21 protein-coding genes, 1 tRNA gene and 1 pseudogene are annotated in these 25681 nt (G+C 58.1%); 13 read left to right on the forward strand and 10 right to left on the reverse strand.

From position 1 onward, the window contains the following. Positions 1-2: 2 nt before the first annotated feature. Positions 3-1025: an aminoglycoside phosphotransferase family protein gene (locus ACRCJM_RS06710; protein ID WP_431464305.1), complete on the reverse strand. Its 1023-nt coding sequence runs from the start codon at positions 1023-1025 to the stop codon at positions 3-5. Between the two features lie 182 nt (positions 1026-1207). On the opposite strand from ACRCJM_RS06710, the gene adhP reads away from it, so the two are divergent. From adhP to ACRCJM_RS06725, 3 genes and pseudogenes are all read left to right on the forward strand, one after another. Next, positions 1208-2251, forward strand: coding sequence for an alcohol dehydrogenase AdhP (adhP, locus tag ACRCJM_RS06715; protein WP_237195784.1), 1044 nt, complete (start codon positions 1208-1210; stop codon positions 2249-2251). Between the two features lie 564 nt (positions 2252-2815). Next, positions 2816-7516, forward strand: coding sequence for a glutamate synthase large subunit (gltB, locus tag ACRCJM_RS06720; protein ID WP_431464306.1), 4701 nt, complete (start codon positions 2816-2818; stop codon positions 7514-7516). Continuing rightward, positions 7509-8971, forward strand: a pseudogene (locus ACRCJM_RS06725) (glutamate synthase subunit beta). Before gltB ends, ACRCJM_RS06725 begins: the two are co-directional and overlap by 8 nt. A gap of 70 nt (positions 8972-9041) precedes the next feature. On the opposite strand, the gene ACRCJM_RS06730 reads toward ACRCJM_RS06725, so the two are convergent. Next, positions 9042-9599, reverse strand: coding sequence for a flavodoxin domain-containing protein (locus ACRCJM_RS06730; protein ID WP_431464307.1), 558 nt, complete (start codon positions 9597-9599; stop codon positions 9042-9044). Positions 9600-9601: 2 nt separating this feature from the next. Continuing rightward, the gene (locus tag ACRCJM_RS06735) at positions 9602-10192 is read right to left on the reverse strand and encodes a flavodoxin domain-containing protein (RefSeq protein ID WP_431464308.1); all 591 of its coding nucleotides are present in this window, start codon (positions 10190-10192) and stop codon (positions 9602-9604) included. Between the two features lie 330 nt (positions 10193-10522). Here ACRCJM_RS06735 and pyk point away from each other — a divergent pair, with 330 nt between their 5' ends. The 6 genes from pyk to ACRCJM_RS06765 all read left to right on the forward strand — a co-directional run bounded on the left by pyk (position 10523) and on the right by ACRCJM_RS06765 (position 15282). Further along, positions 10523-11992 (forward strand): pyruvate kinase, encoded by a 1470-nt coding sequence (gene pyk, locus ACRCJM_RS06740; RefSeq protein WP_431464309.1) that lies wholly within the window; start codon positions 10523-10525, stop codon positions 11990-11992. Positions 11993-12089: 97 nt separating this feature from the next. After that, positions 12090-12545 (forward strand): SRPBCC family protein, encoded by a 456-nt coding sequence (locus tag ACRCJM_RS06745; protein WP_431464310.1) that lies wholly within the window; start codon positions 12090-12092, stop codon positions 12543-12545. A 501-nt stretch (positions 12546-13046) separates the two neighbouring features. Next, positions 13047-13151, forward strand: a complete 105-nt coding sequence (locus ACRCJM_RS06750) for an excalibur calcium-binding domain-containing protein (protein WP_237185560.1) — start codon at positions 13047-13049, stop codon at positions 13149-13151. 37 nt (positions 13152-13188) lie between these two features. Continuing rightward, positions 13189-13941, forward strand: a complete 753-nt coding sequence (locus tag ACRCJM_RS06755) for a hypothetical protein (protein WP_431464311.1) — start codon at positions 13189-13191, stop codon at positions 13939-13941. A gap of 213 nt (positions 13942-14154) precedes the next feature. Beyond that, positions 14155-14538 (forward strand): PH domain-containing protein, encoded by a 384-nt coding sequence (locus tag ACRCJM_RS06760; protein ID WP_431464312.1) that lies wholly within the window; start codon positions 14155-14157, stop codon positions 14536-14538. Between the two features lie 21 nt (positions 14539-14559). Next, positions 14560-15282 carry a hypothetical protein gene (locus tag ACRCJM_RS06765; protein ID WP_431464313.1) on the forward strand — a complete coding sequence of 241 codons (723 nt, stop codon included), beginning with the start codon at positions 14560-14562 and terminating at the stop codon, positions 15280-15282. Between the two features lie 79 nt (positions 15283-15361). Here the strand turns inward: ACRCJM_RS06765 and ACRCJM_RS06770 are convergent, their stop codons facing one another. The 3 genes from ACRCJM_RS06770 to ACRCJM_RS06780 are packed head-to-tail and all read right to left on the reverse strand — an operon-like array spanning position 15362 to position 16626. Next, a complete protein-coding gene (locus ACRCJM_RS06770) occupies positions 15362-15616 on the reverse strand; it encodes a hypothetical protein (protein WP_237185570.1) in 255 nt (84 codons plus the stop codon). Then, positions 15603-16319 (reverse strand): hypothetical protein, encoded by a 717-nt coding sequence (locus ACRCJM_RS06775; RefSeq protein ID WP_237185571.1) that lies wholly within the window; start codon positions 16317-16319, stop codon positions 15603-15605. The genes ACRCJM_RS06770 and ACRCJM_RS06775 overlap by 14 nt, the downstream gene beginning before the upstream one ends. Before the next feature lies 1 nt (position 16320). Further along, positions 16321-16626, reverse strand: coding sequence for a helix-turn-helix domain-containing protein (locus ACRCJM_RS06780; protein ID WP_431464314.1), 306 nt, complete (start codon positions 16624-16626; stop codon positions 16321-16323). A 608-nt stretch (positions 16627-17234) separates the two neighbouring features. On the opposite strand from ACRCJM_RS06780, the gene ACRCJM_RS06785 reads away from it, so the two are divergent. Continuing rightward, a complete protein-coding gene (locus ACRCJM_RS06785) occupies positions 17235-17417 on the forward strand; it encodes a hypothetical protein (RefSeq protein ID WP_431464315.1) in 183 nt (60 codons plus the stop codon). Between the two features lie 339 nt (positions 17418-17756). On the opposite strand, the gene ACRCJM_RS06790 is transcribed toward ACRCJM_RS06785, so the two are convergent. Then, positions 17757-17839, reverse strand: a tRNA-Leu gene (locus tag ACRCJM_RS06790). Positions 17840-18047: 208 nt separating this feature from the next. Between ACRCJM_RS06790 and ACRCJM_RS06795 the strand changes: the two genes are divergently transcribed. Then, positions 18048-18662, forward strand: coding sequence for an ANTAR domain-containing response regulator (locus ACRCJM_RS06795; protein ID WP_185173006.1), 615 nt, complete (start codon positions 18048-18050; stop codon positions 18660-18662). A 141-nt stretch (positions 18663-18803) separates the two neighbouring features. Here ACRCJM_RS06795 and ACRCJM_RS06800 read toward each other — a convergent pair whose 3' ends face one another. The 3 genes from ACRCJM_RS06800 to ACRCJM_RS06810 all read right to left on the reverse strand — a co-directional run bounded on the left by ACRCJM_RS06800 (position 18804) and on the right by ACRCJM_RS06810 (position 20798). Continuing rightward, positions 18804-18974 carry a hypothetical protein gene (locus tag ACRCJM_RS06800; RefSeq protein ID WP_431464316.1) on the reverse strand — a complete coding sequence of 57 codons (171 nt, stop codon included), beginning with the start codon at positions 18972-18974 and terminating at the stop codon, positions 18804-18806. Between the two features lie 24 nt (positions 18975-18998). Further along, positions 18999-20267, reverse strand: a complete 1269-nt coding sequence (locus ACRCJM_RS06805; RefSeq protein WP_431464317.1) for a dicarboxylate/amino acid:cation symporter — start codon at positions 20265-20267, stop codon at positions 18999-19001. A 102-nt stretch (positions 20268-20369) separates the two neighbouring features. Then, positions 20370-20798: a PaaI family thioesterase gene (locus ACRCJM_RS06810; RefSeq protein ID WP_431464318.1), complete on the reverse strand. Its 429-nt coding sequence runs from the start codon at positions 20796-20798 to the stop codon at positions 20370-20372. 78 nt (positions 20799-20876) lie between these two features. Between ACRCJM_RS06810 and polA the strand changes: the two genes are divergently transcribed. Next, the gene (gene polA, locus ACRCJM_RS06815) at positions 20877-23696 is read left to right on the forward strand and encodes a DNA polymerase I (protein ID WP_431464319.1); all 2820 of its coding nucleotides are present in this window, start codon (positions 20877-20879) and stop codon (positions 23694-23696) included. A 329-nt stretch (positions 23697-24025) separates the two neighbouring features. Further along, positions 24026-25486, forward strand: coding sequence for a 30S ribosomal protein S1 (rpsA, locus tag ACRCJM_RS06820; RefSeq protein ID WP_237185579.1), 1461 nt, complete (start codon positions 24026-24028; stop codon positions 25484-25486). The last annotated feature ends 195 nt before the right edge of the window (positions 25487-25681 follow it).

The following is a 25681-nucleotide window of genomic DNA, read 5'->3' on the forward strand; positions in this document are numbered from 1 at the left end:
GATTAGTTTTTGCCCTGGACCAGTCTGGTGAGCAGGGCGGACGCGCGGTGAGCCCGCATATTCACCAGTGACGCGTTGGTCGATTCGCTGGGCTTCTGCATCGAAGCGTAGAGATAGTAGCCCGCCAAAGCGACAACAGTAGCCTGTAAGAACTCGAGCGCAGGGCGCCCGGACGCCGGCATCAGCTCGTATATCTCAGCGAGAGTCAGCTCGGGGTCGGCAATCAGAGCGTCAGTTGCCACCGAGGCCCAGTCAATGTGGATGTTACCCACCGTTGCCCAGGGCCAGTCAATCAAAACAGCCTCGCCGGTGGGGCGAATCAGAATGTTATCGCCGCGCAAATCGGTATGCACATAGGAGCACCCTGCCAGATGGGCAACCAGATGCTCGTCTACAAAGGCGGCAAACTCGGCGGCCTTCTGGTTGATAAAGGGCAGCAGCTGCACCAGCTGCTGGTAGGAATCAGTGGCCTGAACATAGACCAGGTGCTCCAGAGTCACACCCCGAGCGAGTTTGTGCCAGAAAATGAGTTCCTCTGTCAGGTCAGCTTCGGTGGCCGGTAGGTTGAGGCTTGGGTCAACCGGAACCCGGCTCATGCTCTCTAAGGCCCGAAAAACGGCGGCCAGTTCTTCTTTCTGCCAGGGGTTTGCCGGGTGCCGCCCCTCGATATCTTCCAGGAGCAGGGCAACCCAGCCTGCGCCGTCCGCCCCGGAAAAATCGCGGGTAGCAAGGATGGCCGGGGTCGGGGTGTTGCTGGGGAAGGACGCGGTGATGCGGCCCTCCTGCCGGTGCAGGTCAGCAGTGTAAGGGTGGAGGCTAGCGTCAACAGCCTTGAGGAAAGCCCTGCGCCCGCTTGCAGTGACTAGGCGGTCGGTGGTACCCAGGCTGTACCCGCCGCTTTGCGACTCGGCGCCTACTACGGGGCTGCCGAGCTCTTTCTCAACCCACGCCTGTACGGAACGGGGAAGATCTGCCCAAGTGGCACGTTGGCTGATGGCTTCTGTGGATGCGGTCTGATCACTCATGGCTCTAGTGTAGCTACCGGGCGCTGCTAATGGCGGCACATCCACCTTCGGCGCTCTTAGTTCAGTTTGCACCGTAACAGAGCAGAAAAAACCCTAGGGTCCTGGCACGTAGCCGCACTCAACACCTAGTCTTTAAGTGAGCCACAACACTCTAATTGGTTTGCTTTGTAAGGAGCTATCACATGGCCACGATGAAAGCCGTTGTTGTTTCTGACCGCCTCGATGGAACCGTAGACATCAAGGATGTGCCCGTACCCGAAGTAGGGCACGGGCAGGTGCTTGCCAAGATTGAATACTCGGGCATCTGCCACACCGACCTGCATGTAGCCGCCAGCGATTTCGGTGAAAAGCCCGGCCGCATTCTGGGACATGAGGGCGTCGGCGTGATTACCGAAGTTGGCCCCGGTGTAGACCACCTTGAGGTGGGCGACCGCGTCTGCGTTCCCTGGTTCTTCAAGGGTTGCGGCCACTGCGAATACTGCACGGACGGCCGTGAAACATTCTGCCGCTCCGCCATCAATGCCGGCTACACCGCCGATGGTGGCATGAGTGAATACACCCTGCTCTACGCTGACTACACCGTCAAGGTTCCTGATGCCCTCGACCCGGTCGAGGCAACCTCCATTACCTGTGCGGGTGTGACCACCTACAAGGCTGTGAAGGAAAGCGGGGTGCGCCCCGGCCAGTGGATTGTCTGCTTTGGTGCTGGCGGCCTGGGTAACCTTTCTGTGCAGTACGCCAAGAACGTCTTTGGTGCCCAGGTCATTGCCGTTGACCTCAATGAAGATAAGCTACTGCTGGCTAAAGACAGCGGTGCAGATGTGGTCATCAACGCCAAGAATGTTGAAGACGTTGTAGAAGAAATCAAGAACACCACCGGCGGCGCTGGTGCCCACGTCGCTGTCGTCACCGCCGTGGCTAAGGCAGCCTTCAACCAGGCCGTTGACTCTGTGCGCGCCGGGGGCACCGTGGTTGCCGTGGGTCTGCCCACCGAGTCCATGGACCTCAACATCCCCCGCCTGGTTCTTGACGGTATCAAGGTGCAGGGCTCCCTGGTGGGTACCCGCCAGGATCTCGCCGAGGCCTTCGAATTTGGCGCCCAGGGGCGCGTCAAGCCCGTGGTTCAGCTGCGCCCGGTCGAAGACGCTCAGGCAATCTTTGACGAAATGCACGCCGGCTTAATTAACGGACGCATGGTGCTCGACTTTACGGGGGCAACCCGCTAAATCCCTACCGGCCGAGTGGGGCTCTGGAGCTTTCCAGGGCCCCACTTTTCTAATCTCTATATGAAATATTTATCTCATATATCAAGATTCAAAGTTTCGAGTCTGTTTCAATTTACCGCCGCTGCGTAACGTCACCCTTTGAATAATTACGCAAAATATTCATGACCTAATCTGGTTTTACCTAGGTCACACGGGCTCAATTTCTAGACAAAAAGCGTATCTAGTAGGGGAGCGGCCCCAAGTCCACCCGTGTAACGCCCGGCTGCCTGTTGAATCTTTACACGCAGGGGCGTATAAATTTACACATACGTAACGAAGTCTCTAGAGACTGATGGAAGATTACTCTCGCACCTACCCGAATGCGAGATGAACCGCAGGCTCAGGCCCCCACCCGGGCGTCCTTGAGTCACCACACGCTCCATCGTCACAGCGAGGCGACCACCGACATCTTGTGCTGCAAGGGAGCGGCTAAACCGCAGGCGTCCTGTGCCATCAGCTCCCGCGCGCCAGCCGTTTAGCCCACTCCACCGGCACCAGAGCCCAACGTAAGTAGGAACGGCCCACATGAGTCACACCATGCTCGGCAGTGCAGTCCACGCCGATAAGACCTTCACCCAGGACCCCCACACCCTCGGGCACGCCCCTTCACCCTTCACCACTTTCGCCTCCATTCCCGAGGCAACCGGTCTCTACAGCCCGGAGAACGAAAAGGACGCCTGCGGCCTGGCCATGATTGCCACCCTGCGCGGCACCCCCGGCCACGACATCGTTGACCACGCCCTAACCGCCCTGCGCCGTCTGGAACACCGCGGTGCGGTCGGCGCGGACGAAGGCACCGGCGACGGCGCCGGTATTCTCCTACAGATTCCCGATGCCTTCTTGCGCGAGGTCGTTGATTTTGACCTGCCCGAACTGGGTAAATACGCCGTAGGTACCGCCTACCTACCCACCGGTGGCGAGAACGCAGATGAACTCAAGGAGGGGCTAACCCAGATTGCCCAGCGCGAGGGCCTGCGGGTGCTCGGCTGGCGCGAGGTGCCCGTCAATGCGGATATCGTGGGTAAGGCTGCCCGCGAGGTCATGCCCTACTTCGTGCAAATGTTCATTGCAGAAGCATCAGGTGAGGATCTGGACGCCGTCAACGCCCCCTTTACCGGTCACATCCCCGTGGTTAACCTGGACGAAGATTCAGAGCGCCGCCAGCTGGACCAGAAGGCCTTCCGCGTGCGCAAGCGGGCACAGCACAAGCTTGGCGTTTACTTCCCCTCCTTCTCCTCGCGCACCATCGTCTATAAGGGCATGCTGACCACCGCCCAGCTGGAACCCTTCTATCCGGATCTTTCTGACCCGCGGTTTGCCACTAAGCTGGCGATCGTCCACTCGCGTTTCTCCACCAACACCTTCCCCTCCTGGCCCCTGGCCCAGCCCTTCCGCACCATCGCCCACAACGGCGAAATCAATACTGTCAAGGGCAACCGCAACTGGATGCGCGCTCGCCAGTCCCAGCTCAAGTCCCCGGTTCTGGGCCGCAACCCCGAAGAGCTCTTTCCCATTTGCTCGGTGGGTGCCTCTGACTCCCAGAGCTTCGACGAGGTCGCTGAACTGCTGATGCTCTCGGGTCGCTCGGCTGCCCAGGTACTCATGATGATGGTTCCCGAGGCCTGGGAAAACCACGAGACCATGGACGAAGACCGCCGCGCCTTCTACCGCTACCACTCCTCCCTCATGGAGCCCTGGGACGGCCCTGCCGCTATCGCCTTTACGGACGGCGACAACGTGGGTTCTGTGCTGGACCGCAACGGTTTGCGCCCCGGCCGCTACTGGGTTACTGATGATGGCCTGGTCATTCTGGCTTCTGAGGTCGGCGTGGTCGATATGCCCGAAGAAAAGATTGTTGAGAAGGGCCGCGTTTCCCCCGGCAAGATGTTCTTTGTTGATACCAAGGCAGGACGCCTGGTGCCCGACGAAGAGGTCAAGGCTAAGGTGGCTGCCGAGCAGCCCTGGAAGCAGTGGGCTGATGAGAACATCGTTGACTTAGCTGACCTGCCCGAGCGTGAGCACATCCGTGCCTCCCGTAAGTCGATTCTCAAGCGTCAGCAGACCTTTGGCTACACCGAAGAAGAGCTGCGTAAGATTCTCGCCCCGATGGCCAAGACCGGTGCTGAGCCCATCTACGCCATGGGTACCGATACCCCCATTGCGGTGCTGTCCACCCGCCACCGCCTGCTCTTTGACTACTTCGTGCAGTCCTTTGCCCAGGTGACCAACCCGCCGCTGGACTCCATCCGTGAAGAGCTGGTAACCAGCCTCAAGACCTCTATCGGTGCCGACGGCAACCTGCTGCGCAACGGCCGCGTCAAGGTCCAGCACGTAGGGCTCAACTTCCCGGTTATCAATAACGACGAGCTCGATAAGATTGCCCACATCGAGGACGAGGACGGCATGCCCGCCGCTCTCAAGGTCAGCGGCCTCTACCCGGCTCACGGGGGAGAAGAAGCCCTGCGCGCCCGTATCGCTGAAATCTGTGAAAAGGTTTCTGCCGCGGTTGAACGCGGCGTGCAGTTCCTGATTCTTTCAGACCGTAACTCTAACGGCGCCTGGGCACCCATCCCGTCCCTGCTGCTGACCAGCGCCGTCCACCACCACCTGCTGCGCTCAGCTACCCGCACCAAGGTCGCTCTGATTGTTGAAGCGGGCGATGTGCGCGAGGTACACCACGTTGCCACCCTGATTGGCTACGGTGCCTCGGCAGTCAACCCCTACCTGGCCATGGAATCAGTAGAAGAGCTGGTAGCCCAGGGCGAAATCACCGGTGTGACCGAGTCTGAAGCGGTCTACAACCTCATCAAGGCTCTGGGTAAGGGCCTGCAGAAGATTATGTCCAAGATGGGCATCTCCACCGTCTCCTCCTACTGCGGGGCCCAAACCTTCGAGGCCCTGGGGCTGTCCCAGAGACTGGTTGACCAGTACTTCACCGGTACCCACTCCCAGATGGACGGTGTGGGGCTGAACGTCATCGAAGCTGAGGTCCGTAAGCGTCACCACGATGCCTACCCCGACGACGGTGTTGCCGTGCCCCACCGTGCCCTGGAAACCGGCGGCGAATACGACTGGCGCCGTGAGGGCCCGCCCCACCTCTTCAACCCCCAGACCATCTTCCGTCTGCAGCACTCGACCAAGACCCGTCGCTACGACATCTTCAAGTCCTACACCAAGCTGGTTGACGACCAGGCCAAGGACCTGATGACCCTGCGCGGCCTCTTCACCTTCACCGAAGACCGCACCCCCATCTCCATCGACGAGGTCGAGCCCGTCAGCGAGATTGTCAAGCGTTTCTCCACCGGTGCTATGAGCTACGGCTCTATCTCCAAGGAAGCCCACGAGACCCTGGCAATCGCTATGAACCGCCTGGGCGCTAAGTCCAACACCGGTGAGGGCGGCGAGGACGTCGAGCGTCTGCTCGACCCCGAGCGTCGCTCCGCCATCAAGCAGGTCGCCTCCGGCCGTTTCGGCGTGACCTCCCTCTACCTGACCAATGCCGACGACATCCAGATCAAGATGGCCCAGGGCGCTAAGCCCGGTGAGGGTGGCCAGCTCATGGCTGCCAAGGTCTACCCCTGGGTGGCCAAGACCCGTCGCTCCACCCCCGGTGTCTCCCTGATTTCGCCCCCGCCCCACCACGATATCTACTCCATCGAGGACCTCGCCCAGCTCATCTATGACTGCAAGCGGGCTAACCCGTCCGCCCGCGTCCACGTCAAGCTGGTGTCTGAAATCGGTATCGGCACCGTGGCCGCAGGCGTCACTAAGGCTAAAGCGGACGTCGTGCTCATCTCGGGCCACGACGGCGGCACCGGCGCAGCCCCGCTCAACTCCCTCAAGCACGCAGGTGCACCCTGGGAGCTCGGCCTGGCTGAAGCCCAGCAGACCCTCATGATTAACGGCCTGCGCGACCGCGTTGTCGTCCAGGCGGACGGCCAGCTCAAGACCGGCCGCGACGTCATCATCGCCGCCCTGCTGGGGGCCGAAGAATACGGCTTCGCCACCGCACCGCTGGTCGTTGAAGGCTGCATCATGATGCGCAAGTGCCACCTGGATACCTGCCCCGTGGGCGTCGCTACCCAGAACCCCGACCTGCGTGCCCGCTTCACCGGCCAGGCAGACCATGTGGTCAACTTCTTTGAGTTCATCGCTGAAGAGGTGCGCGAATACCTGGCCCAGCTGGGCTTCCGCACCCTGGACGAAGCTATCGGCCACGCCGAGGTGCTCGACATGTCCCAGGCCATTGACCACTGGAAGGCAGACGGGCTCGACCTGACCAAGGTACTGACCTCAACCGCCGTCGACTACGAGGGTCAGGGCATCCGCCACCTCAAGGACCAGGACCACGAACTGGACCAGCACATCGACAACACCTTCATTGCAGCTGCCCAGGAAACCCTGAGCGCTCGCACCCCGGTCACCATTGACTCACAGGTGGTCAACACCGATCGCTCCGTGGGCACCATGCTGGGCCACACCGTCACCAAGACCTTCGGTATTGAGGTGCTGGACCACGACTCCATCACCCTCAACCTCACCGGCCACGCCGGCCAGTCACTGGGCGCCTTCCTGCCGCAGGGCATCACCATCCGCCTGACCGGTGACTCCAACGACTATGTAGGCAAGGGTCTCTCCGGCGGCCGCATTATCGTGGCTCCGGACGCCGCAGCCCCCCTGGTTGCCGAAGAGAACGTGGTTGCCGGTAACGTCATCGGCTACGGTGCCACCAGCGGTGAAATGTTCATCCGCGGTATCGTCGGTGAGCGATTCCTGGTACGTAACTCCGGTGCCACTGCCGTTGTTGAAGGCATCGGCGATCACGGCTGCGAATACATGACCGGTGGTAAAGCCCTGATTCTGGGCTCAACCGGCCGTAACTTCGGTGCGGGCATGAGCGGCGGTACCGCCTACGTGCTCGACCTGGACATGGCTAAGGTCAACAAGCAGTCCCGTGAATCCGGCGAACTTGGCTTCCTGGAACTAACCGAGGACGACCGCGCCGAGGTTGCCCAGCTGCTGACCCGCCACCGTACCGAGACCGGCTCAACCCTGGCGTCCGCCCTGCTGGAGGACCTGGAGGGCACCTACGCCCGCATCACCAAGGTACTCCCGCGCGACTTCGCCGCCGTACAAGCTATCCGTGCCGAGGCCGAAGCCGCCGGCGAAGACACCGAATCCATGCAGGTTTGGAACAAGATTTTGGAGGTGACCGCTCGTGGCTGATCCCCGCGGTTTTCTGAAAGTAACCACCCGTCAAGACCGACCCAAGCGCCCCGTCCCCGTGCGCATCCTTGACTGGAACGAGGTGCAGGTCGCCCAGAACTCAGCGGTTCTCAAGACCCAGGCCTCCCGCTGTATGGACTGCGGCGTTCCCTTCTGCCACGTCGGCTGCCCCCTGGGCAACCTGATTCCCGAATGGAACGACCTGACCTGGCGCGAGCAGACCGAAAAGGCTGTGGAACGCCTGCACGCGACCAACAACTTCCCTGAGTTCACCGGACGCGTCTGCCCGGCTCCCTGCGAAACCTCCTGTGTGCTGGGCATCAACCAGCCCGCAGTGACCATCAAACAGATCGAGTACTCGATCGCCGAGCAGGCTTTCGAGGGCGGCTACATCGAGCCGATCATGCCCGACCGCATGCTCGATAAGACCGTCGCCGTAGTCGGTTCAGGCCCCGCCGGTCTAGCCGCTGCCCAGCAGCTCACCCAGGCAGGTTTTACCGTTGCTGTCTTCGAACGCGACGACAAGGTCGGCGGCCTGCTGCGCTACGGCATCCCCGACTTCAAGCTAGAAAAAGATATCGTTGATCGCCGTATCGAGGTCATGAAGGCAGAGGGCACCCGCTTCCGCACCGGCGTTGAAATCGGCAAGGACATCACCTGGGATGACCTCAAGCGCCGCTACGACGCCGTCATCGTTGCCACCGGCGCAACCGCCCCCGCGCCCTGCCCATCCCCGGGGCCGACCTGGACGGCGTCCACTACGCCATGCCCTACCTGACCGAAGCCAACCGCGTGGTAGCCGGCGACCTCGCCGCCCCCACCATCGACGCAGCGGGTAAGCACGTAATCGTACTCGGTGGCGGCGACACTGGCTCAGACTGCATCGGCACCGCCGTCCGCCAGGGAGCTGCGTCCATCACCACCCTGGCCATCGGCGCCCAGCCCCCGGCAGGCCGCGCCGATCACGAGCCCTGGCCCATGTTCCCCAAGGTCTTCGAGGTATCCTCATCACACGAAGAAGGTGGTGAACGCAAGTACCTGGCCTCAACCGTCGAATTCGTGGGCGAAAACGGTAAACTCACCGGCCTCAAGGTCGCAGAAACCGAATACCTACCCGACGGCCGCCGAGTGCCCAAGGCAGGCACCGAACACGTAATCCCCGCAGACCTGGTCTTCCTGGCTCTGGGCTTCACCGGCCAGGAAAACGACGCCATCACCACCCAGGTCGGCGCTGAACTCGACCGCCGCACCAACGTGGCCCGCGACGAGAACTACATGACCAACGTCCCCGGCGTCTTCTCCTGCGGCGACGCCGGACGCGGGCAGTCCCTGGTGGTCTGGGCTATCGCCGAAGGACGGGCCTGCGCCGCAGCCGTCGAAAAGCACCTGACCGGCTCCACAGAACTGCCCTCACCGGTAGCTCCCAGCGACCGGGCGATTGATTTGGCGCTCTAGTAAAGAAACCGGCCCCGCCTCAGAATCTCTGGGGCGGGGCCGGTTTTCTGTGGGTGTCTTAGAACTTCCCTTAGGCGAGAGCGGCTATTGCCTCGACCAGCGGTTCAACCTGCTCTTGACTGGAGTAGTCAACGGTTTTGCGGGTGAAGCTGTCGAGCATCTGCTGGTTAGCTTCAGTTTTCTTGGGCAGGGCGGCGATAGCGGAGCGGATGCCCACCATCACGGTTTTGTGCTTGAAAGAAAGCCGGGTGTGGTCGAGGCCGCCGCGCAGGTGAAAGGTGCCGAGGGCGTCCTGAACCAGGGTCTCACCCAGGTTCTTGGCCAGCAGGGCATCGAGCTTCTGCTGGCTTGCCCCCGCCAAGCCACTGAACGAGACGGTGAAGAGGGCAAAGGGCTTGACCCTCAGCTCCTGCTCGTACTTTTTGAGCTCCTGGGCGCCGGTGAGGAACCCGCCGTAGTCGCTCAGGCCCGCCACCAGGACGTCCGCGTCGGCTACAGCGCGTTCGGTTAGCTGGTCTACGGGGAGTAGCTGGGTGGTAAAGCGCCCCTCTAGGTGCTGGCTGATCCAGCGGGCGTACTGCTCGGTGTAGCCGTACTGGCTACCGTAGGCAATTAGTAGTGTTTTCATTGCTAGGCGGCTGCGATGTCGGTCAGGTAGGTTTCAACCTCGGCGATCAGGGGCCTGGTCCATTCGCGGTTGGTGTGGTCGGCGCCGCCGTTTTCGAAGGCCTCGATGAGCTGCTTGTCGTATTCGTTCTGCTTGGGCTTGAGCTTGTAGGCGGTCTTGACGCCGGTCAGAGCGGTCTTGTGGAGCTTGGATATTTCGTCCATCTTGAGGCCCCCGCGGAAGTGGAAGGCGGGGCGGTCACCGGCGACGTCTGCCTTGTAGCTCTTCAGGACGCGCTCGTCCAGGTAAGAGCGGGGGTAAACCTCGGTGCCGTTGAAGGAGACGGTGTAGAAGACGCGGTTGGGTACCTTGAGCATGGCTTCGCGGCGCTTACGCAGGGTGGGGGCGCCGGTGAGGAAGCCACCCAGGTAGCTGGCGCCGACGATGAGAACGTCTGCTGCTTCGATCATCTCGTCGGTGGCTTCGGCAACGGGGGAGAGGGAGACCTGAGGGGCGGACGCGTGGGCGCGCAGGTCTTCGGCAATCCAGTGGGCGTAGCGTTCGGTGTGGCCGTAGGTTGAACCGAAGAGGATCAGGACGTTGGGGGTAGGCATGGGCACTCTTTCGTTTGTTTGCGGGCCGGTGGCTTACCGGGGCTTCTGCATACAGAATACCGCGCTACCGGTGTGTGTCCTCAAAGCTGACAAGCCAGATGACACAATTTGTTTGTTTATGACTGTTTATGTGTGTTTTGGTGGGATTTGTGTCGAATATTTACACAAAAAGTGCCCAATTCCTCCACCAAAACCTCACGAAACAACGTATAATGAGGTGTGGACATGTTGGTTTCATGCTGACTATCTGTGAATATGTTGGTTGTTGATTCCCTATCGACAGAAACCGCACCAAAGGTTCTCAGACCCCTACAAACCTAAGGTTGATTGATGAGACGCGCAAAGATTGTTTGTACTATTGGCCCCGCAATTTCTGCTCCCGAGAAGATTGCAGCGGCTATCGAAGCGGGCATGAACGTCGCCCGCCTGAACATGAGCCACGGTGACCACGAGGTTCATACCAACTCATACGCAACCATCCGCGAGCAGGCTGAAAAGCTTGGTCACAACGTCGCGATTCTCGCCGACCTTCAGGGCCCCAAGATTCGCCTCGAAACCTTCAAGAACGGCGCCGAGGTGATCGAACCCGGTGACACCTTCAAGATCACCACTGAAGACGTTGAAGGCACCAAGGAAATCTGCGGCACCACCTTCAAGGGCCTGCCCGGCGACGTCAAGCCCGGCGACACCCTGCTGATTGACGACGGCAAGATCCGCCTCGAAGCTATCGAGGTCAACGAGACCACCGTGACCACCCGCGTCATCGTCGGTGGCCCCATCTCCAACAACAAGGGCATCAACCTGCCCGGCGTTGCTGTCTCCATTCCCGCCCTGACCGAAAAGGACGAACGCGACCTGCGTTTCGCCCTGAACCTGGGTGTTGACATTATCGCTCTCTCCTTCGTCCGCTCCGGCGACGACATCCAGCGCGTCCACGAAATCATGGCAGAAGAGGGCCGCAAGATTGCCGTCATTGCCAAGATTGAAAAGCCCCAGGCTGTTGAAAACCTGCAGGACATCGTCGACAAGTTCGACGGCATCATGGTAGCCCGTGGCGACCTGGGTGTGGAATTCCCCCTCGAAGAGGTTCCCCTGGTACAGAAGCGCGCCATTGAGCTGGCCCGCCGCTGGGCAAAGCCCGTCATCGTGGCAACCCAGGTACTGGAAACCATGATTCAGAACCCCACCCCCACCCGTGCAGAGGCCTCCGACTGCGCTAACGCTATCCTCGATGGCGCCGACGCCGTCATGCTCTCCGGTGAAACCTCAGTGGGTAAGTACCCCATCATCACCATCCAGACCATGGCTCGCATCATCAAGTCCACCGAAGAGCGCGGCCTCTTCCGTGTTCCCGAACTGGGCACCTCACCCCGCACCCGTGGCGGCGCTATCACCCGCGCAGCTGTGAACATTGCTGACCAGCTGGATGTTAAGTACATCGCTACTTTCACCCAGTCCGGTGACACCGCCCGCCGTCTGGCCCGCCTGCGTCCGGCCAAGCCCGTGCTGGCTCTGACCCCTGAGCCCTCCGTCCGCGCCTTCCTGTCCCTGCTGTGGGGTGTTGAAGCTGCTGTTTCACCCACCGCTAAGGACACCGATGAGATGACCGCCGTGGTTGACCGTTACATGCTGGCCAATGGCCTGGCTGAAGCCAACGACATGATTGTCATGGCAGCAGGTTCACCTCCCGGCGTTGCTGGCTCCACCAACACCGTCAAGGTCCACCGTGTTGGTGACCTTGATGACGCCGGCGCTGTGCTGCCCGAAGCTCGCGAAACCGTCGGTCCCTTCACTGACTAAGTGACTAAAGGATAAACGGCTCCGTGAAGCCACGCTGAGGGCCCCGCCACTTCAAGACCTGAAGTGGCGGGGCCTTTGTCTCTGTAGACTGGTTGATATGACAAATACTTTTCTCACTCGCTCCACCGTTATCGACGCGCCCCTTGAGCGCGTCCGCTCCCTGCTTGAGGACCTGCACGCCTGGGAAAACTGGTCGCCCTGGCAGGAGCAAGACCCCGCCATGCAGCAGACCTACTCGGGTGCCGAGAGGGGTGTCGGCGCAAAGATGGCCTGGGCTGGTAACAAGAAGGCCGGTGAGGGTCGCATGACTGTAGTGACGGCGGAGGACAACCTGGTTGAGGTTGATATTGAATTCATCAAGCCCTGGGCCGCTCAGAACCGTAGCCACTTCAAGCTGCAGCCTACCGAGGGCGGTACCGCAGTTGCCTGGTCGATGAGCGGTGAGCAGAACCTGATGATGAAAGCAATGTTCAAGGTCTTTAATATGCAAAAGCGCATCGGTGCTGATTTTGAGTGCGGATTAGCCCGTCTCAAGGCGGCGGCAGAGGGTTAGGACGCCCGCCTCACCTAAGTTGCCTGCGGGAAGCTATTCGTCATATAGGGGTCATAGTTGCCTATTGTGATTGATGAATGAACTTTAACCTGACTGACAGGTGTAGACTGGTTCCTGGTGATTCAGGACCGGAGATTTGGTTTTGAATCGAACCGCCGTAGGAACCACAAGATCAAAGCCTGGCTTCGGTCTTGTCTCCTCACCAGCCCGCCCGCCCCGTCACGGGGCGGGCGGGTTTTTTGTAAAGATTATTTCGCTTGATGAGCAGCGCGAGCTGGCCTAAAAATGAAATGGGGTTCAAAAAGGGGTTTACACTATTTTTGAGAGGGCAAAGAAAAGCCCCCGACCTGGAATGTTTCACCAGGTCGGGGGCGTGCTATGTGCCCAAGGTGGGACTAGAAGAGGAAGACGCTATGCAGCGAGTGCTCTCTGAGTGGTGCCGCCGTCTACATAGCGTCCGTTGAAGAGTCAACCCCAGCTCCAGCAGATATCTACTACACTATCTGCTCTGCAGCTAAAGACGCTGGAGCGGTACCCGTCTATGTAGGGCAATCCGGATACGGAACCCATTTAGACCGAGATGGCGACGGCGTCGGCTACGAGTAGAAATAGTAAAGCCCTCAAAAGCACCCGTATGAAAGCTATGGCACAAGAGATTGCAGGCTTAGCTAACGAGAATGCTGCCCTCAAACAGCAACTGGCGAGGCTAGGAGATCAGCCCACCATTGATGAAATCGAGCTCGCCAATGAAGAAGCGGCACGCATCCTTGCGGAAGCTCGCGCTCAAACCTTCGTGGAAGTCGCCCGTGCATGGAACGAAGGGCATGAGAAGTGGAAACACGCACACAGCCAAGGGGAGTTTATCCCTTCGCCTTTACGTACGGCTTCTGTAGAAATTGCAGAAATCTTGGGAGAAATCGGAGATTTCAGCGCACCATCTTTGGTATTTATGCCTTACGAGCAGGCGCAGGCGACACTATCAGGAAATAAGGAAGAAGGGATTGAGGGCTATCTGAATGAGCTGGGACGCCCTGAGAATGGTGAAAGCATCACACAACATACAGTCATTGAGCTTCGCCCGATGTACACCGGAGATAGCAATGATGACTGTTCTACTGGTTTATCTGGCATGATTGATGATGATTTTTTGGGGTTTGTAACTGCATACAATGCTAAGGGTTGCAAAGAATTATTTACAATTCTTTCATCAATGGGAATCAGCGTTATGACTACAGCAGAGTTAAAAATCTCAGCAAGTTCAAAGACTGGTTCTTTGAGAACAAAATCAGTTGTGATGATGCCTGAAAATCGTGTGGCACAAGACGCAGCTGTGCGTTTGAGAAAATGTGTCAAAGTGATAAATAGTATTTATGCTTCTAATGTAGTCGTTCGTTGAATTGATTAGGATAACCGATAAAGCTAAGCCCCATGCAAGCTCTCTAAATCGAACTCGCTGAGCTGTCTGAGTTGACTCAGAGCATCGGATGAGCCTTGGAAAGCCCGTCGCGAGCAAGTTGATGGGAATCGTTATTCATGATGTGCAACAAATGAGCTCAGCTAATCGGTAAGTTTAATGACAGTCATATCTACCACTATCTAAGGAGCCACAATGGCACTTTCCCCCAGCACCGGCGCAATCCTTGCCTGGACTCTTATCAGCGAATGCCCGCACCCTGCCAACATCGGTGAAATCCTAGCCCCAGGGGAACAACCTGTGGCCTCATTTAAGACCTTTCGCGACTCCGCGACCTTCACCAACAAGCGCATGATTGTGCGTGATGCTCAGGGGCTTACTGGCAAGAAGATTGAGATGTACTCTCTGCCTTATAAGTCCATCGATATGTGGTCTTCAGAGAACGCAGGCACTTTCGACCGCGACGAAGAGCTTGAGCTCTGGACCCGCGTAGGGCACATCAAGGTCAAGATTCGCAAGGGGCTCGACATTCGCCGTATTGACCAGCTTATCAGCGTAGGTATCTTAGGGGGTCTTTAACCCGCTCAGAGAGTTTACTTGGTGGATAATTTGGAACAAATTCTGTCCTTCTTCAACAGTGGCGTGAGCGCCAACGTCTTTTCTCTACTGTCGCTCATTGTGGCCTTGGGGGCGCTATTTTTTGCTTTCAAACAGACTCGCGCTGCTAACAAAGCCAATGAGATTGCCGAGCTTGCGGCTAAGTCTGCTAAAGAAGCTAACCGGATTGCCCAAGACGCAAATGGGTATGGTGCCAAATCTCTTGAAATCTCTAAGGAGGCAAACGCTTTATCGCGTGAAGCCAACGATTACACGCGCAAATCATATGAAAGGGAATTGGGGAGAGGGTTCATCTCTCTAGAATGGATTTTAGTACCTTTGCATCCTGAAACTAGGCAACGCTGCACAAACGTCCCTAACATGTATATCACAGTGCCAAATTGGCAGATTCAGCTTACAAACACAGGAATCGGCAGTTCCTACAGAGTATGCGTAAGCGTGAGGGCATTTGGGCACTTTAGTTCATACGAAGCTCTTGAACTCAGCGGCGGAGATACAGCTACATGGAACCTGCATACCGAGCTCCAAGAAAGGCTTTATCGTTACCTTCAAGAAGTCACGAACCAATTTGACGACCTATTACCTTGGAATTTAGAAGGCTTTGGCACTTCAGTCAGATGGAAAGATTTTGATGGGATCAAGCAGTCTACCTCTGAAGAGCAAGTAATCAAGATAGCCTTCACAAACCGCCCTAATGCTGAGTAATAGACATCGAGTACCCTGAAGAACGTCACAAATGCCCCGGTTCTCATGAGTGAGCCGGGGCTTTCCTACGTTATAGAATCTAGAGCCAAGCTGGCCGGTGGAACAGGCGGTAAAAGAACTTACCCAATGTCCCCATTTGCTCGTATCGCTGAATCTCTTGGGAACGAGCGTTCAAATCATCAATTATCTGCTGGCTTTTACGCATCCGCTCTTCATGTTCTGCTTGCAGACGTGGCTTAGCTTCCTCCCAGTAGGTCAGATTTTTTGCGTTCTCTTCCCTGAGGGCGTTCATTGCTGCCTCAAGCGAGTGAGCATTGTAATCAGTTTGAGTCATTCTTCCACCTCCCAGCAATGAGATCTTCAAGTAGCTGAATCCAGCTATCTAAAGAAGCCTGGTACACTTTCAAGCTTGCAACGGATTCTGTTTCTCTAGATTCTACAGAACTAAGCAAGTAATCGAGGTTCTTTTGAGCAAGTTCACGTTGGAATTGTGCAAGTTGAGCAGGGCTAACGGTCTCAGCTAAGTCTGAGATACGATTATCATTTAATAGCTTTTTCAGTTTGACGTGGGAAGAATTTATAGAGTTCAGGAGAACTTCGACTCTTCGCCACACATCTTGTTCTATGAACTTCTTATGATCTGCCAACTCTATTGCTAGCTCGGTATCGTTTGCAGATAAACCTTTATCCTGCGCGAACTGGTCAATCATCTTCCCAGCAGCCATCGATTCCAATGAGGGGCTACCGTCGAAGCGTGAAACTGCCCATTGGATGCGATCTTTGAAGTCAGCTCGTTTTGCCTCTTCTTTTCGAGCTTTATTTGTTCCCCATGCAATCCAGGCAGCAACACTTGCTGCAAGGACAGCTAGAGCGTTTGTGTTCCTTGAAATCTCACCGATAAGTCGCCACTGCTCTGATTCCAGGTCAACAACAGACGTGAAGAACCAAACAATGATGTTGATACTAATCGCGAACGCAACAATGAACCAGAGTGTCACTCCAAGTGGGTATAGCCAGCGCCATCTAGAATTTGCCATCTTATCTACTTAGCGACTTCAATCCCACCGGGGGTCCACTGGACTGTGAGAGAGGTGGGCAGGTCACCCATGGGGGGGCGGCAGAGGGTTGGGTATTGTCGTCCTGATAGAACCATTCAAGGGGGATGTCGGTAGCTTCCGCGGCTCTTTCGATTAGTTCGTCGGGCACACTGCGAGCGCCTGATTCATAGCGGGAGTATGTGACTGTTGATACGCCTACCTTTTCTGCGAACGCCGCTTGTGTAAGGTCGACGTGCTCTCGTGCTTTGCGTAGGCGGTCGAGGATGGTAAAGGTTGGTAGGGTCATGGTTCTATTTTGCCTTAGTGGATATATTTTTGCCAGAACTGAGCAATAAGAGATGGTTTTATTTCCGTCATGGTGTACTGTTTATGATTAATGGATATTGTTATATCCATTCAGGAAGACGTTTTTACTTTACGGTTCTTGATTCCTGGTCTTGAGGCTTGCGACCTCGGGCGAACACAAGCAACCGCCCGGTTCGCTAGCGCTCACAGGGGAGATTCATGCCCCGCCTTGCGGCGGATTCCGTTCGCTCTTGTGTGCTGACGCACCTGATCACTCCATCGAGCCAGATTTCGCCGAATAAGCAATCACCGAATAATGTTAGTTCTCAGGGCTTAGAAGAAAATCGAAGAAATCCTAGCTCCGAAATATCCCAGCTATCTCGGAACCGGGTTCTGCAACATCATAGGAACCATAAACATTATGCACACCAAAATCTATGGAGCTATTTTCTATACCCTTGCACTGGTCCTAGCCATCTGGCTTTATCCTCGACACCCGGTTCTCTGCGGGATTGCAATCGGGCTCTTTGCCCTGGCGCTAGTGCTGCGGGGAATAGCCCTCATCTTGCGCCACAATAGCAAGGATAGGAAAGGCAGAAAGGAAACACTATGAAGCAGAGTAGAAAAACACTGATAGCCCTCAACGTTGCCATACTAGCTCTATCAGTAACACTGGTCATCATGCAGATAGCTCAGGGTAATACCGGCATGGCAATTCTCTGGGGTGTGCTGGCAGCAGCTAACGCGGCAACTTTGGCACTGCATCTCAAAGCAGGCGGTCGCAATGGCTAAAACCGTTATCGTCAGCACCATCGAGCTAGCCACCTTCCTAGGGCTTACTAAGCAAGGGCTATACAAACGAGGTGAGCTACCACCGGCTGACTTTATCTCTGTTGGAGGGCGTGAGTGTTGGCTTCCAGATACTGCTGAAACCTGGGATAAAGCCTATCGAGAAAAACACGGAGCTGGACGTCCTGCACGTAAAACGGAACGAAGTGAGAAATAGCGGTTATTCACCTGGTGATGCCGGGGTAATATCCGGATTCTCAGCGAAGGTATGGTTCTCGTGTCAACAAAAAACCCTCTCCTGTCAACGGGAGAGGGTTCGTATCGCTCTGACGAGGCGTTTTATGGTGCCCAAGGTGGGACTCGAACCCACACTCCGAAGAACCGCATTTTGAGTGCGGCGCGTCTGCCAATTCCGCCACTTGGGCAAGTGCGAAAGCTCTTCTACAATACACGTTTTTGCCCGCTAAAAGCCAATCGGCCCTCACCCTGGAAGAAAGAACCCGCCCCCGACTAAGATAGGAATCGATGAGGGTACGCACCGTCACCCGTTGCATGCACGCCCACAAGGTTGTGCGCGTGCGAAAATAGATAGCGAACCTCAACTAAACGCTGAAACGACCTAAGGAGCAGGGTATGTCAGAGCAGACCACCCAGGAGCCCGAGAACCACGATCAGCAGCCCGCACGCACCGTCGTCGTCGCTGAAGACGAGGCGCTGATTCGCCTCGACATCGTCGAAATCCTCAAAGACCAGGGCTTCAACGTCATCGCCGAAACCGACAACGGCAAAAAGGCTGTAGAACTGGCTGAGGAGCACCGCCCCGACCTGGTGCTCATGGACGTCAACATGCCCATCATGGACGGCATCGAAGCAGCCGGCCAAATCAGCGAGAAGCAGCTGGCGCCGGTCGTCCTACTCACCGCTTTCAGCCAGAAAGAACTGGTAGATCGCGCCACTGAGGCAGGTGCCATGGCTTATGTGGTCAAGCCCTTCACCCCCAACGATCTCATCCCTGCTATCGAGGTGGCCATCAGCCGCTACGAGCAGATTCGGGCTCTCCAAGACGAAGTCACCAGCATCAAGGAGCAATTTGAGACCCGCAAGCTGGTCGACCGCGCTAAGTCACTGCTGATGACCAAGATGGGGCTCAGTGAGCCTGAGGCCTTCCGCTGGATTCAGAAGACCTCCATGGACCGCCGCCTGTCCATGCGCGAGGTGGCAGAAACCATCGTCAAGCAGGTGCAGTAGGGGAGTACCCCGCAGCCTATAGCAAGGCCCGCCCCGGCCGTGAAGCTGGAGCGGGCTTTGCTGTCTTTAGACGTAGGGTTCAAAAAGAAGAGGGGCGGACGCCTGCTGATGGGGTAGGCGTCCGCCCCTTCTTTCATGGTGCTAGAGGGCGTCCTTGTGGTCGCTCTTAGTTCCGATTCCCCAGAGGGTGATAGCTGCACTCACTGTGACAGCTGCCCACCAGAGACCGCCTTGACTCAGGGCCGTCACGGTGAAAATCAGGGTCAGGACCAGGAAGATGTTGCCGATGAGTTTACGGCGTGCTGCGGTCATGGTGGGCCTTTCGTGTACTCAGAGTTAGTGGGCTGCTGCCAGGCTGCCTTCGCGCTCGTCGGCCTCGGGCAGGTCGTCCTCGTCCGCGCCGAAGGCCTTAGTAACGCGCTCGGTGAGGGAGGCGATGGCGGCGTCACCAGTGACGTTGGTGGCGGTGCCGAAGGAGTCCTGAGCCAGGTAGAGGGCAATCATCAGGGCAATCATGGACTCGTCGAAGCCCAGCATGGACTGGAGCAGGCCGATAGCGGTCATGACTGCACCACCGGGGACGCCGGGGGCGGCAACCATCATCAGGCCCAGAACCAGTACCACGGGAATCATGGCGGTGAAGCTCAGGGAGCCGCTGGTCATGTACACCACGGCTACCGCGCAGGAGGTAATGGTGATCATGGAGCCGGAGAGATGGATGGTGGCGCACAGGGGGATAGCGAAGTCCACAATCTTGCCCTTGATACCCACGTTCTTAGCTGAGGCTACGGTCACGGGGATGGTGGCAGCCGATGACTGGGTGCCGATAGCGGTGAAGTAGGCGGGCAGCATGCCGCGCAGCATGGTGATGGGGTTGCGTTTGGTAGCTGCGCCGGCGACGGTGTACTGGATAGCCAGCATGACCCAGTGCAGGATGATGACCATGATGAAGACCTTGCCGAAGACCGCAAGAATCTGGCCGACCTGGCCGGCCATGGTCATGTTTGCAAAGACACCCACGATGTGGACGGGCAGCAGGGGGATGATGACGTAGCCCAGGAGCTTTTCGATGATGGTTTGGAAGTCCTGGAAGAGGTTCAGCATGTTCTTGCTGTTCAGGGCGGTGATGCCCAGGCCCATGATGAAGGCCAGAATTAGGGCGCTCATGACCGACATGATGGGGTCAAGAGTGAATTCCAGGTAGCCGGCAGAGAGGGCTTCTTCAGGGTTCTCGAAGGCAGTGAGCTGCTGGCCCTTGAGGATGATGGGGTAAATGAAGTGGGCCACGGTCACTGCAAGGAAGCCCGCTGCGATGGAGGAGGTGTAGGCCAGCCCCACGGTGGTGCCCAGCAGCTTGCCAGCGCCCTTGGCTAGTGAGCCGATACCGGGCACGATGAAGCCGATGATGATCAGCGGAATCGCGAAGCTCAAGAAGGCACTAAAAATAGTGGAGAAGGAGACGAAGAGCTGGACGACGAAGTCGGTGGGAATGGAGGTTCCCAGGGCGTCGTTGATGCCGGAGATAAGGCCGGGGGTGAAGGCACCGATGAGGATACCGCCGATGATAGCGACGATAATCCACACGAGCAGAGGAATCTTCTTCATGGGGTTCCTTGGTGTTGTGTGGTCTTGTGTGCGTTTGCACGGACTGCCAGTTTATCAGGATGCCGTCAGCAGCGCCCGGGGATAGGGAGCGGACACTGGTGGTTAGGGTAGGTCGATGATGTTATTGGTAATGCGGGCGGTGGCAATGAGCTTGCCTGCCTCGTCAGTGATATCAATGGCATGGACGCAGACGGTGCGGCCCAGCTTGACTGCCCGGCAGGTCGCGGTGATGGTGCCGGAACGAACCGAGCGCAGGTGGGTGATGTTCAAATCAACGCCCACAGCAGCCTTCTTCTGCTCGGCCACCGAAAGAAAGGCAGAGATAGACCCCAGGGTTTCTGCCAGGGCGGCAGAAGCACCCCCGTGAAGCAGACCCACCGGCTGGGTATTGCCCTCCACCGGCATAGTGGCGACGGTCAGTTCGGGGGAGGCTTCCAGAATCGTGATGCCCAGCTTCTGCGCCAGGGTCCCCGCGCCTAGCCGTTCAAGTATCTGCTGGTAGCGGGCGTCCTGCTCCTGGGTCTCGGTCATGGGTGCTCCTTAGAAAATAGGGGGAGATTGTCTGCCTTCAATCGTAGGGCAGGGGCAGGCGGTAGGATGGTAGGCGTGATGACTAGACCTGAAACTTCTGCACCTGCACCCGGTAAGCTCATGCTCATTGACGGGCATTCCCTGGCTTTCCGTTCTTTCTACGGCACCCCGGTGGATGTCTTTGTGAACGCTGAGGGCCAGCACACCAATGCGGTTCATGGCTTCCTCTCAACCCTGATTTCTCTGATTAAAAATGAGCAGCCCAGCCACATTATTGTGGCCTTTGACCTCTCTGGTGGAACCTTCCGCACCGAGGAATACGGTGAGTATAAGGGTGGGCGTAATGAAACCCCGCAGGAGTTCTTTGGTCAGATTGAGCTGATTCAGAAGGCCCTGGCGGCCCTGAATATTCCTTCTGTGACCCTGCCGCGCTATGAGGCTGACGATATTGTCGCTACCTACACCCGTCAGGGGCGGGAGGCTGGCTTTGAGGTGCAGATTGTGTCGGGTGACCGCGATGCCTTCCAACTGGTGAGCGATACCGTTACCGTGCTTTATCCGGTGACCACCGGCCCTACCAAGGGCATCCGCTACATGACCCCGGCCGCCGTCGAGGAGAAGTATAAGGTTGCACCTCACCTTTACCCCGATCTTGCTGCCCTCACCGGCGAGCAGGCAGACAACCTGCCGGGCGTGCCCGGCGTGGGCCCGGGCTTTGCCGCCAAATGGATTAACGAATACGGCGACCTCAAGGGCGTGCTAGACAACGCCGAGAAGATCAAGGGTAAGAAGGGTGAGGCCCTGCGCGAGCATATCGACGACGTGCTGCGCAATCGCCGCCTCAACCGCCTGGTGGACGACCTTGACCTGCCGGTCACCCTCGATGATGCTGAGGGCTACGGCCCTAACGCTGAGGAGCTTGAAGAGCTCTTTGACTACCTAGAGTTCAACTCCATCCGCAAGCGCGTCGCTGAGCTCTTTGAGGGCATGCAGCAAACTACACCTGCGGTTGAGATTGATATCGAAGCGGTAGAAACTATCACCAGCGCGGGCGCCCTCACCGCCTTCCTGGCAGCTGCCCCCGAAGCGCTCGCGGCGGTTGAGCGGTCGGTTGAAGTACCTGAACGCCTGGCGCAGGCCATCACCCTCTGGCCCATGGTTGATGAGCATGCCGGTGAAAAGGGGCTGGCCCACGGCCAGGCCCTGCACGGCCTCATGCTGGTTGCCGGTGCCCACGCAGCCTACCTTGATTTTGAGAAGCAGGCGGACGGCGTCCGCGCGGCTCTGCGCGACTGGCTGGGGGACGCGTCCGCCCCCAAAATTACCTTCGATGTTAAGCAGAACTTTAAGTCGCTAGCCGCCTACGACCTGCCCCTGGCAGGCGTTATCGAAGACCCGGTGCTCTCCTCCTACGTCTGTGGCTTCATTCCCACCGCCCGTCGCCGCGGCCACCGCGAAATGCTTGAAGACTTGACCCGCGATTACCTGGGCCAGACCTACCCCGCCGCACCCGAACAAGAGGACCAGGGCGAACTCTTCTCCCTGGAACCGGCTGTCGATACCGCCCACCAGGCGCTCCTTGCCCGCTACGTCCAAGAACTGGCCTACGCCCTACACCTTGACCTGGTCGCCAAAAACCAGCTCGGCCTCTACGAAGAAATTGAGCTGCCGGCTGCGTCCGCCCTGGCCCGCATGGAAATTGCCGGTGTAGCAATCGACGCCAGCGCCATCTCAGAACTCAAGGGCTACTACGGCGAACACGTCACCCGCGCCACCGAAGCGGCCTACGAGATTCTGGGTCACGAGGTCAACCTTTCGTCCCCCAAGCAGCTGCAGGGCGTCCTCTTCGACGAGCTAGGCCTACCGACCACCCGCAAGCTCAAGAGTGGCTACTCCACCGACGCCGACTCGCTTGCGGGAATCCTCGGCCAGGTAGACCCCGAAAGCCAGGGGGCCTCCTTCCTGGGCGAGTTGCAAACCTACCGCGACTACACCAAGCTCAAGCAGACCGTTGAGGGGCTGGGCAAGGCAACCGCCGCGGACGGCCGCATCCACACCACCTACCAGCAGAACGTCGCAGCTACCGGTCGCCTTTCATCAACCGACCCCAACCTGCAGAACATCCCGATTCGCACCGAAGAAGGCCGCAAGATCCGCGACGCCTTTGTCGTGGCCCCCGAACCGGTTGACGGCACCGACTACACCACCCTGCTGACCGCAGACTACTCCCAGATTGAAATGCGCATCATGGTGCACCTGTCGGACGATGAAGACCTCATCGCCGCTTATCAGGCGGGGGAGGACCTGCACCGCTTCGTCGGCTCAGAGGTATTCGGGGTAGCGCCAGAAGATGTGACCCCCGAGATGCGCTCTAAGGTCAAGGCCATGAGCTACGGCCTTGCCTACGGCCTCTCACCCTTCGGCCTATCAAAGCAGCTGGGGATCAGCGTGGACGAAGCGACCAGCCTGCGCACCAACTACTTCCAGCGCTTTGGTAAGGTCGGCAGGTTCCTGCGCTCCATCGTGCGTGAGGCCCACAAGACCGGCTACACCGAGACTATGTTTGGCCGCCGCCGCGCCCTGCCTGACCTGGCCTCGTCCAACCGTCAGCGCCGCGAAGCCGCCGAACGCGCAGCCCTCAACTCGCCCATTCAGGGAACTGCCGCCGACATCATTAAAATCGCCATGATCAACATCGACGAGCGCCTTCGCCGTGAAAACCTCGCCAGCCGTATGCTCCTGCAGGTACACGACGAACTGATCCTCGAAGTTGCCGCGGGTGAAGAAAAGCTCGCCGAGGCAATCCTGGTTGAAGAAATGAGCGGGGCAGCCTCCCTGCGTGTCCCCCTGGATGTCCAGGTCGGCTGGGGCCGCTCCTGGCACGAGGCAGGGCACTAGCAGGGCGGGCATAAGGTGCGCGGACGCCGGTGTAACATACCCGGGCGCGGGTTAAGACCAACATCACCCCACTTTCCCGTGAACACGCGGTGAAAACGCCCACCAAACCATTGACCGGCACCCGCACGCGCCCTAGACTTGAATCTGTGCGTGTACAGTGCCCGCTTTGGCGTGCGCCGCACCCGCACACCATATTGTCCGTATCAACGCTCAATACAGAGAACCATGCGGACCTTACCCCGCCCACAGCCACAAGCTACACCGCGGGACCCAGTAAGGCCCTGCCTGTATTGACCTAGAAAACTATCCATATTGGAGCCCTACTCTCTATGAGCACCAACGTTCCCCAGGTTGCAATCAACGACATCGGCAACGAAGAAGAATTCCTCGCAGCGGTCGACGCAACCATCAAGTACTTCAACGACGGCGATCTCGTTTCAGGCGAAGTTGTCAAGGTTGACCACGACGAGGTACTGCTCGACATCGGTTACAAGACCGAAGGCGTCATCCCCTCACGTGAACTTTCCATCAAGCACGACGTAGATCCCGACGAAGTTGTTTCTGTTGGTGACACCGTTGAAGCTCTTGTCCTCACCAAGGAAGACAAGGAAGGCCGCCTGATTCTCTCCAAGAAGCGCGCACAGTACGAGCGCGCCTGGGGCGACATCGAGAAGGTCAAGGAAGAAGACGGCGTCGTTACCGGTACCGTCATCGAGGTCGTCAAGGGTGGTCTTATCCTCGACATCGGCCTGCGTGGCTTCCTCCCCGCTTCACTCGTCGAAATGCGTCGCGTCCGCGACCTGGCACCCTACATCGGCCAGGAAATCGAAGCCAAGATCATCGAGCTCGACAAGAACCGCAACAACGTTGTTCTGTCACGCCGTGCATGGCTCGAGCAGACCCAGTCAGAGGTCCGCTCAACCTTCCTCAACCAGCTCGAAAAGGGCCAGGTCCGTACCGGCGTTGTCTCCTCCATCGTTAACTTCGGTGCCTTCGTTGACCTCGGCGGCGTTGACGGTCTCGTCCACGTATCCGAGCTCTCCTGGAAGCACATCGACCACCCCTCAGAGGTTGTCGAAGTTGGCGACGAAGTCACCGTTGAGGTCCTCGAAGTTGATCACGACCGTGAGCGCGTCTCACTGTCACTGAAGGCTACCCAGGAAGATCCCTGGCAGGCATTCGCTCGCACCCACGCACTGGGTCAGGTTGTACCCGGTAAGGTCACCAAGCTCGTACCCTTCGGCGCATTCGTTCGCGTTGAAGACGGCATCGAAGGCCTCGTCCACATCTCCGAACTCGCCGTTCGCCACGTGGACCTGGCAGAGCAGGTTGTCTCCGTCGGTGACGAACTGTTCGTCAAGGTTATCGACATCGACCTCGACCGTCGCCGCATCTCCCTGTCACTGAAGCAGGCCAACGAAGGTGTAGACCCCGAGTCCACCGAGTTCGACCCCGCTCTCTACGGCATGGCTGCAGAGTACGACGAAGAAGGCAACTACAAGTACCCCGAGGGCTTCGACCCCGAGACCAACGAATGGCTCGAAGGCTTCGAAACCCAGCGTGCAGCATGGGAGCAGCAGTACGCTGACGCCCAGGCTCGCTGGGAAGCTCACAAGGTACAGGTTGCCAAGGCTCTCGAAGCCGACGCAGAAGCAGCAGCTGCTGCCCCCGCGTCCGCTCCCGCCGAAGCTGCACCCACCTCATACTCATCCGAGAAGCCTGCCGAAACCGGCACCCTGGCTTCCGATGAGGCGCTGGCTGAGCTACGTAAGAAGCTGACCGGTAACTAATTCTCTGAATTAGTCACAGCAATCAAGGGCCCCTTCCACCTTCGGGTGGGAGGGGCCCTTGTTTGTAGGGTGCAACGTGCGTGTGAGGGCGTAGAGGCGGGCGTCATGCCTATAGTTCATGCTCAGGCTAGGGTTAGTTAACCTTGCGTTAACCTTTTCCCCAGACTATTAACAGGGCTCAAATTTTGCCTTAAG

Source organism: Rothia sp. L_38 (assembly GCF_050689125.1).
Taxonomy (GTDB): Bacteria; Actinomycetota; Actinomycetes; order Actinomycetales; family Micrococcaceae; genus Rothia.

Excerpts from the sequence above, each read along its gene's own strand:
- ACRCJM_RS06760 (WP_431464312.1), top strand. The coding sequence starts at position 14,155 with ATGGCACTTTCCCCCAGCACCGGCGCAATCCTTGCCTGGACTCTTATC.
- ACRCJM_RS06770 (WP_237185570.1), bottom strand. The coding sequence starts at position 15,616 with ATGACTCAAACTGATTACAATGCTCACTCGCTTGAGGCAGCAATGAAC.
- ACRCJM_RS06800 (WP_431464316.1), bottom strand. The coding sequence starts at position 18,974 with ATGACCGCAGCACGCCGTAAACTCATCGGCAACATCTTCCTGGTCCTG.
- ACRCJM_RS06805 (WP_431464317.1), bottom strand. The coding sequence starts at position 20,267 with ATGAAGAAGATTCCTCTGCTCGTGTGGATTATCGTCGCTATCATCGGC.
- ACRCJM_RS06710 (WP_431464305.1), bottom strand. The coding sequence starts at position 1,025 with ATGAGTGATCAGACCGCATCCACAGAAGCCATCAGCCAACGTGCCACT.
- ACRCJM_RS06735 (WP_431464308.1), bottom strand. The coding sequence starts at position 10,192 with ATGCCTACCCCCAACGTCCTGATCCTCTTCGGTTCAACCTACGGCCAC.
- ACRCJM_RS06780 (WP_431464314.1), bottom strand. The coding sequence starts at position 16,626 with ATGACCCTACCAACCTTTACCATCCTCGACCGCCTACGCAAAGCACGA.
- polA (WP_431464319.1), top strand. The coding sequence starts at position 20,877 with ATGACTAGACCTGAAACTTCTGCACCTGCACCCGGTAAGCTCATGCTC.
- rpsA (WP_237185579.1), top strand. The coding sequence starts at position 24,026 with ATGAGCACCAACGTTCCCCAGGTTGCAATCAACGACATCGGCAACGAA.
- gltB (WP_431464306.1), top strand. The coding sequence starts at position 2,816 with ATGAGTCACACCATGCTCGGCAGTGCAGTCCACGCCGATAAGACCTTC.
- ACRCJM_RS06755 (WP_431464311.1), top strand. The coding sequence starts at position 13,189 with ATGGCACAAGAGATTGCAGGCTTAGCTAACGAGAATGCTGCCCTCAAA.
- ACRCJM_RS06795 (WP_185173006.1), top strand. The coding sequence starts at position 18,048 with ATGTCAGAGCAGACCACCCAGGAGCCCGAGAACCACGATCAGCAGCCC.
- pyk (WP_431464309.1), top strand. The coding sequence starts at position 10,523 with ATGAGACGCGCAAAGATTGTTTGTACTATTGGCCCCGCAATTTCTGCT.
- ACRCJM_RS06810 (WP_431464318.1), bottom strand. The coding sequence starts at position 20,798 with ATGACCGAGACCCAGGAGCAGGACGCCCGCTACCAGCAGATACTTGAA.
- adhP (WP_237195784.1), top strand. The coding sequence starts at position 1,208 with ATGGCCACGATGAAAGCCGTTGTTGTTTCTGACCGCCTCGATGGAACC.
- ACRCJM_RS06785 (WP_431464315.1), top strand. The coding sequence starts at position 17,235 with ATGAAGCAGAGTAGAAAAACACTGATAGCCCTCAACGTTGCCATACTA.
- ACRCJM_RS06730 (WP_431464307.1), bottom strand. The coding sequence starts at position 9,599 with ATGAAAACACTACTAATTGCCTACGGTAGCCAGTACGGCTACACCGAG.
- ACRCJM_RS06745 (WP_431464310.1), top strand. The coding sequence starts at position 12,090 with ATGACAAATACTTTTCTCACTCGCTCCACCGTTATCGACGCGCCCCTT.
- ACRCJM_RS06775 (WP_237185571.1), bottom strand. The coding sequence starts at position 16,319 with ATGGCAAATTCTAGATGGCGCTGGCTATACCCACTTGGAGTGACACTC.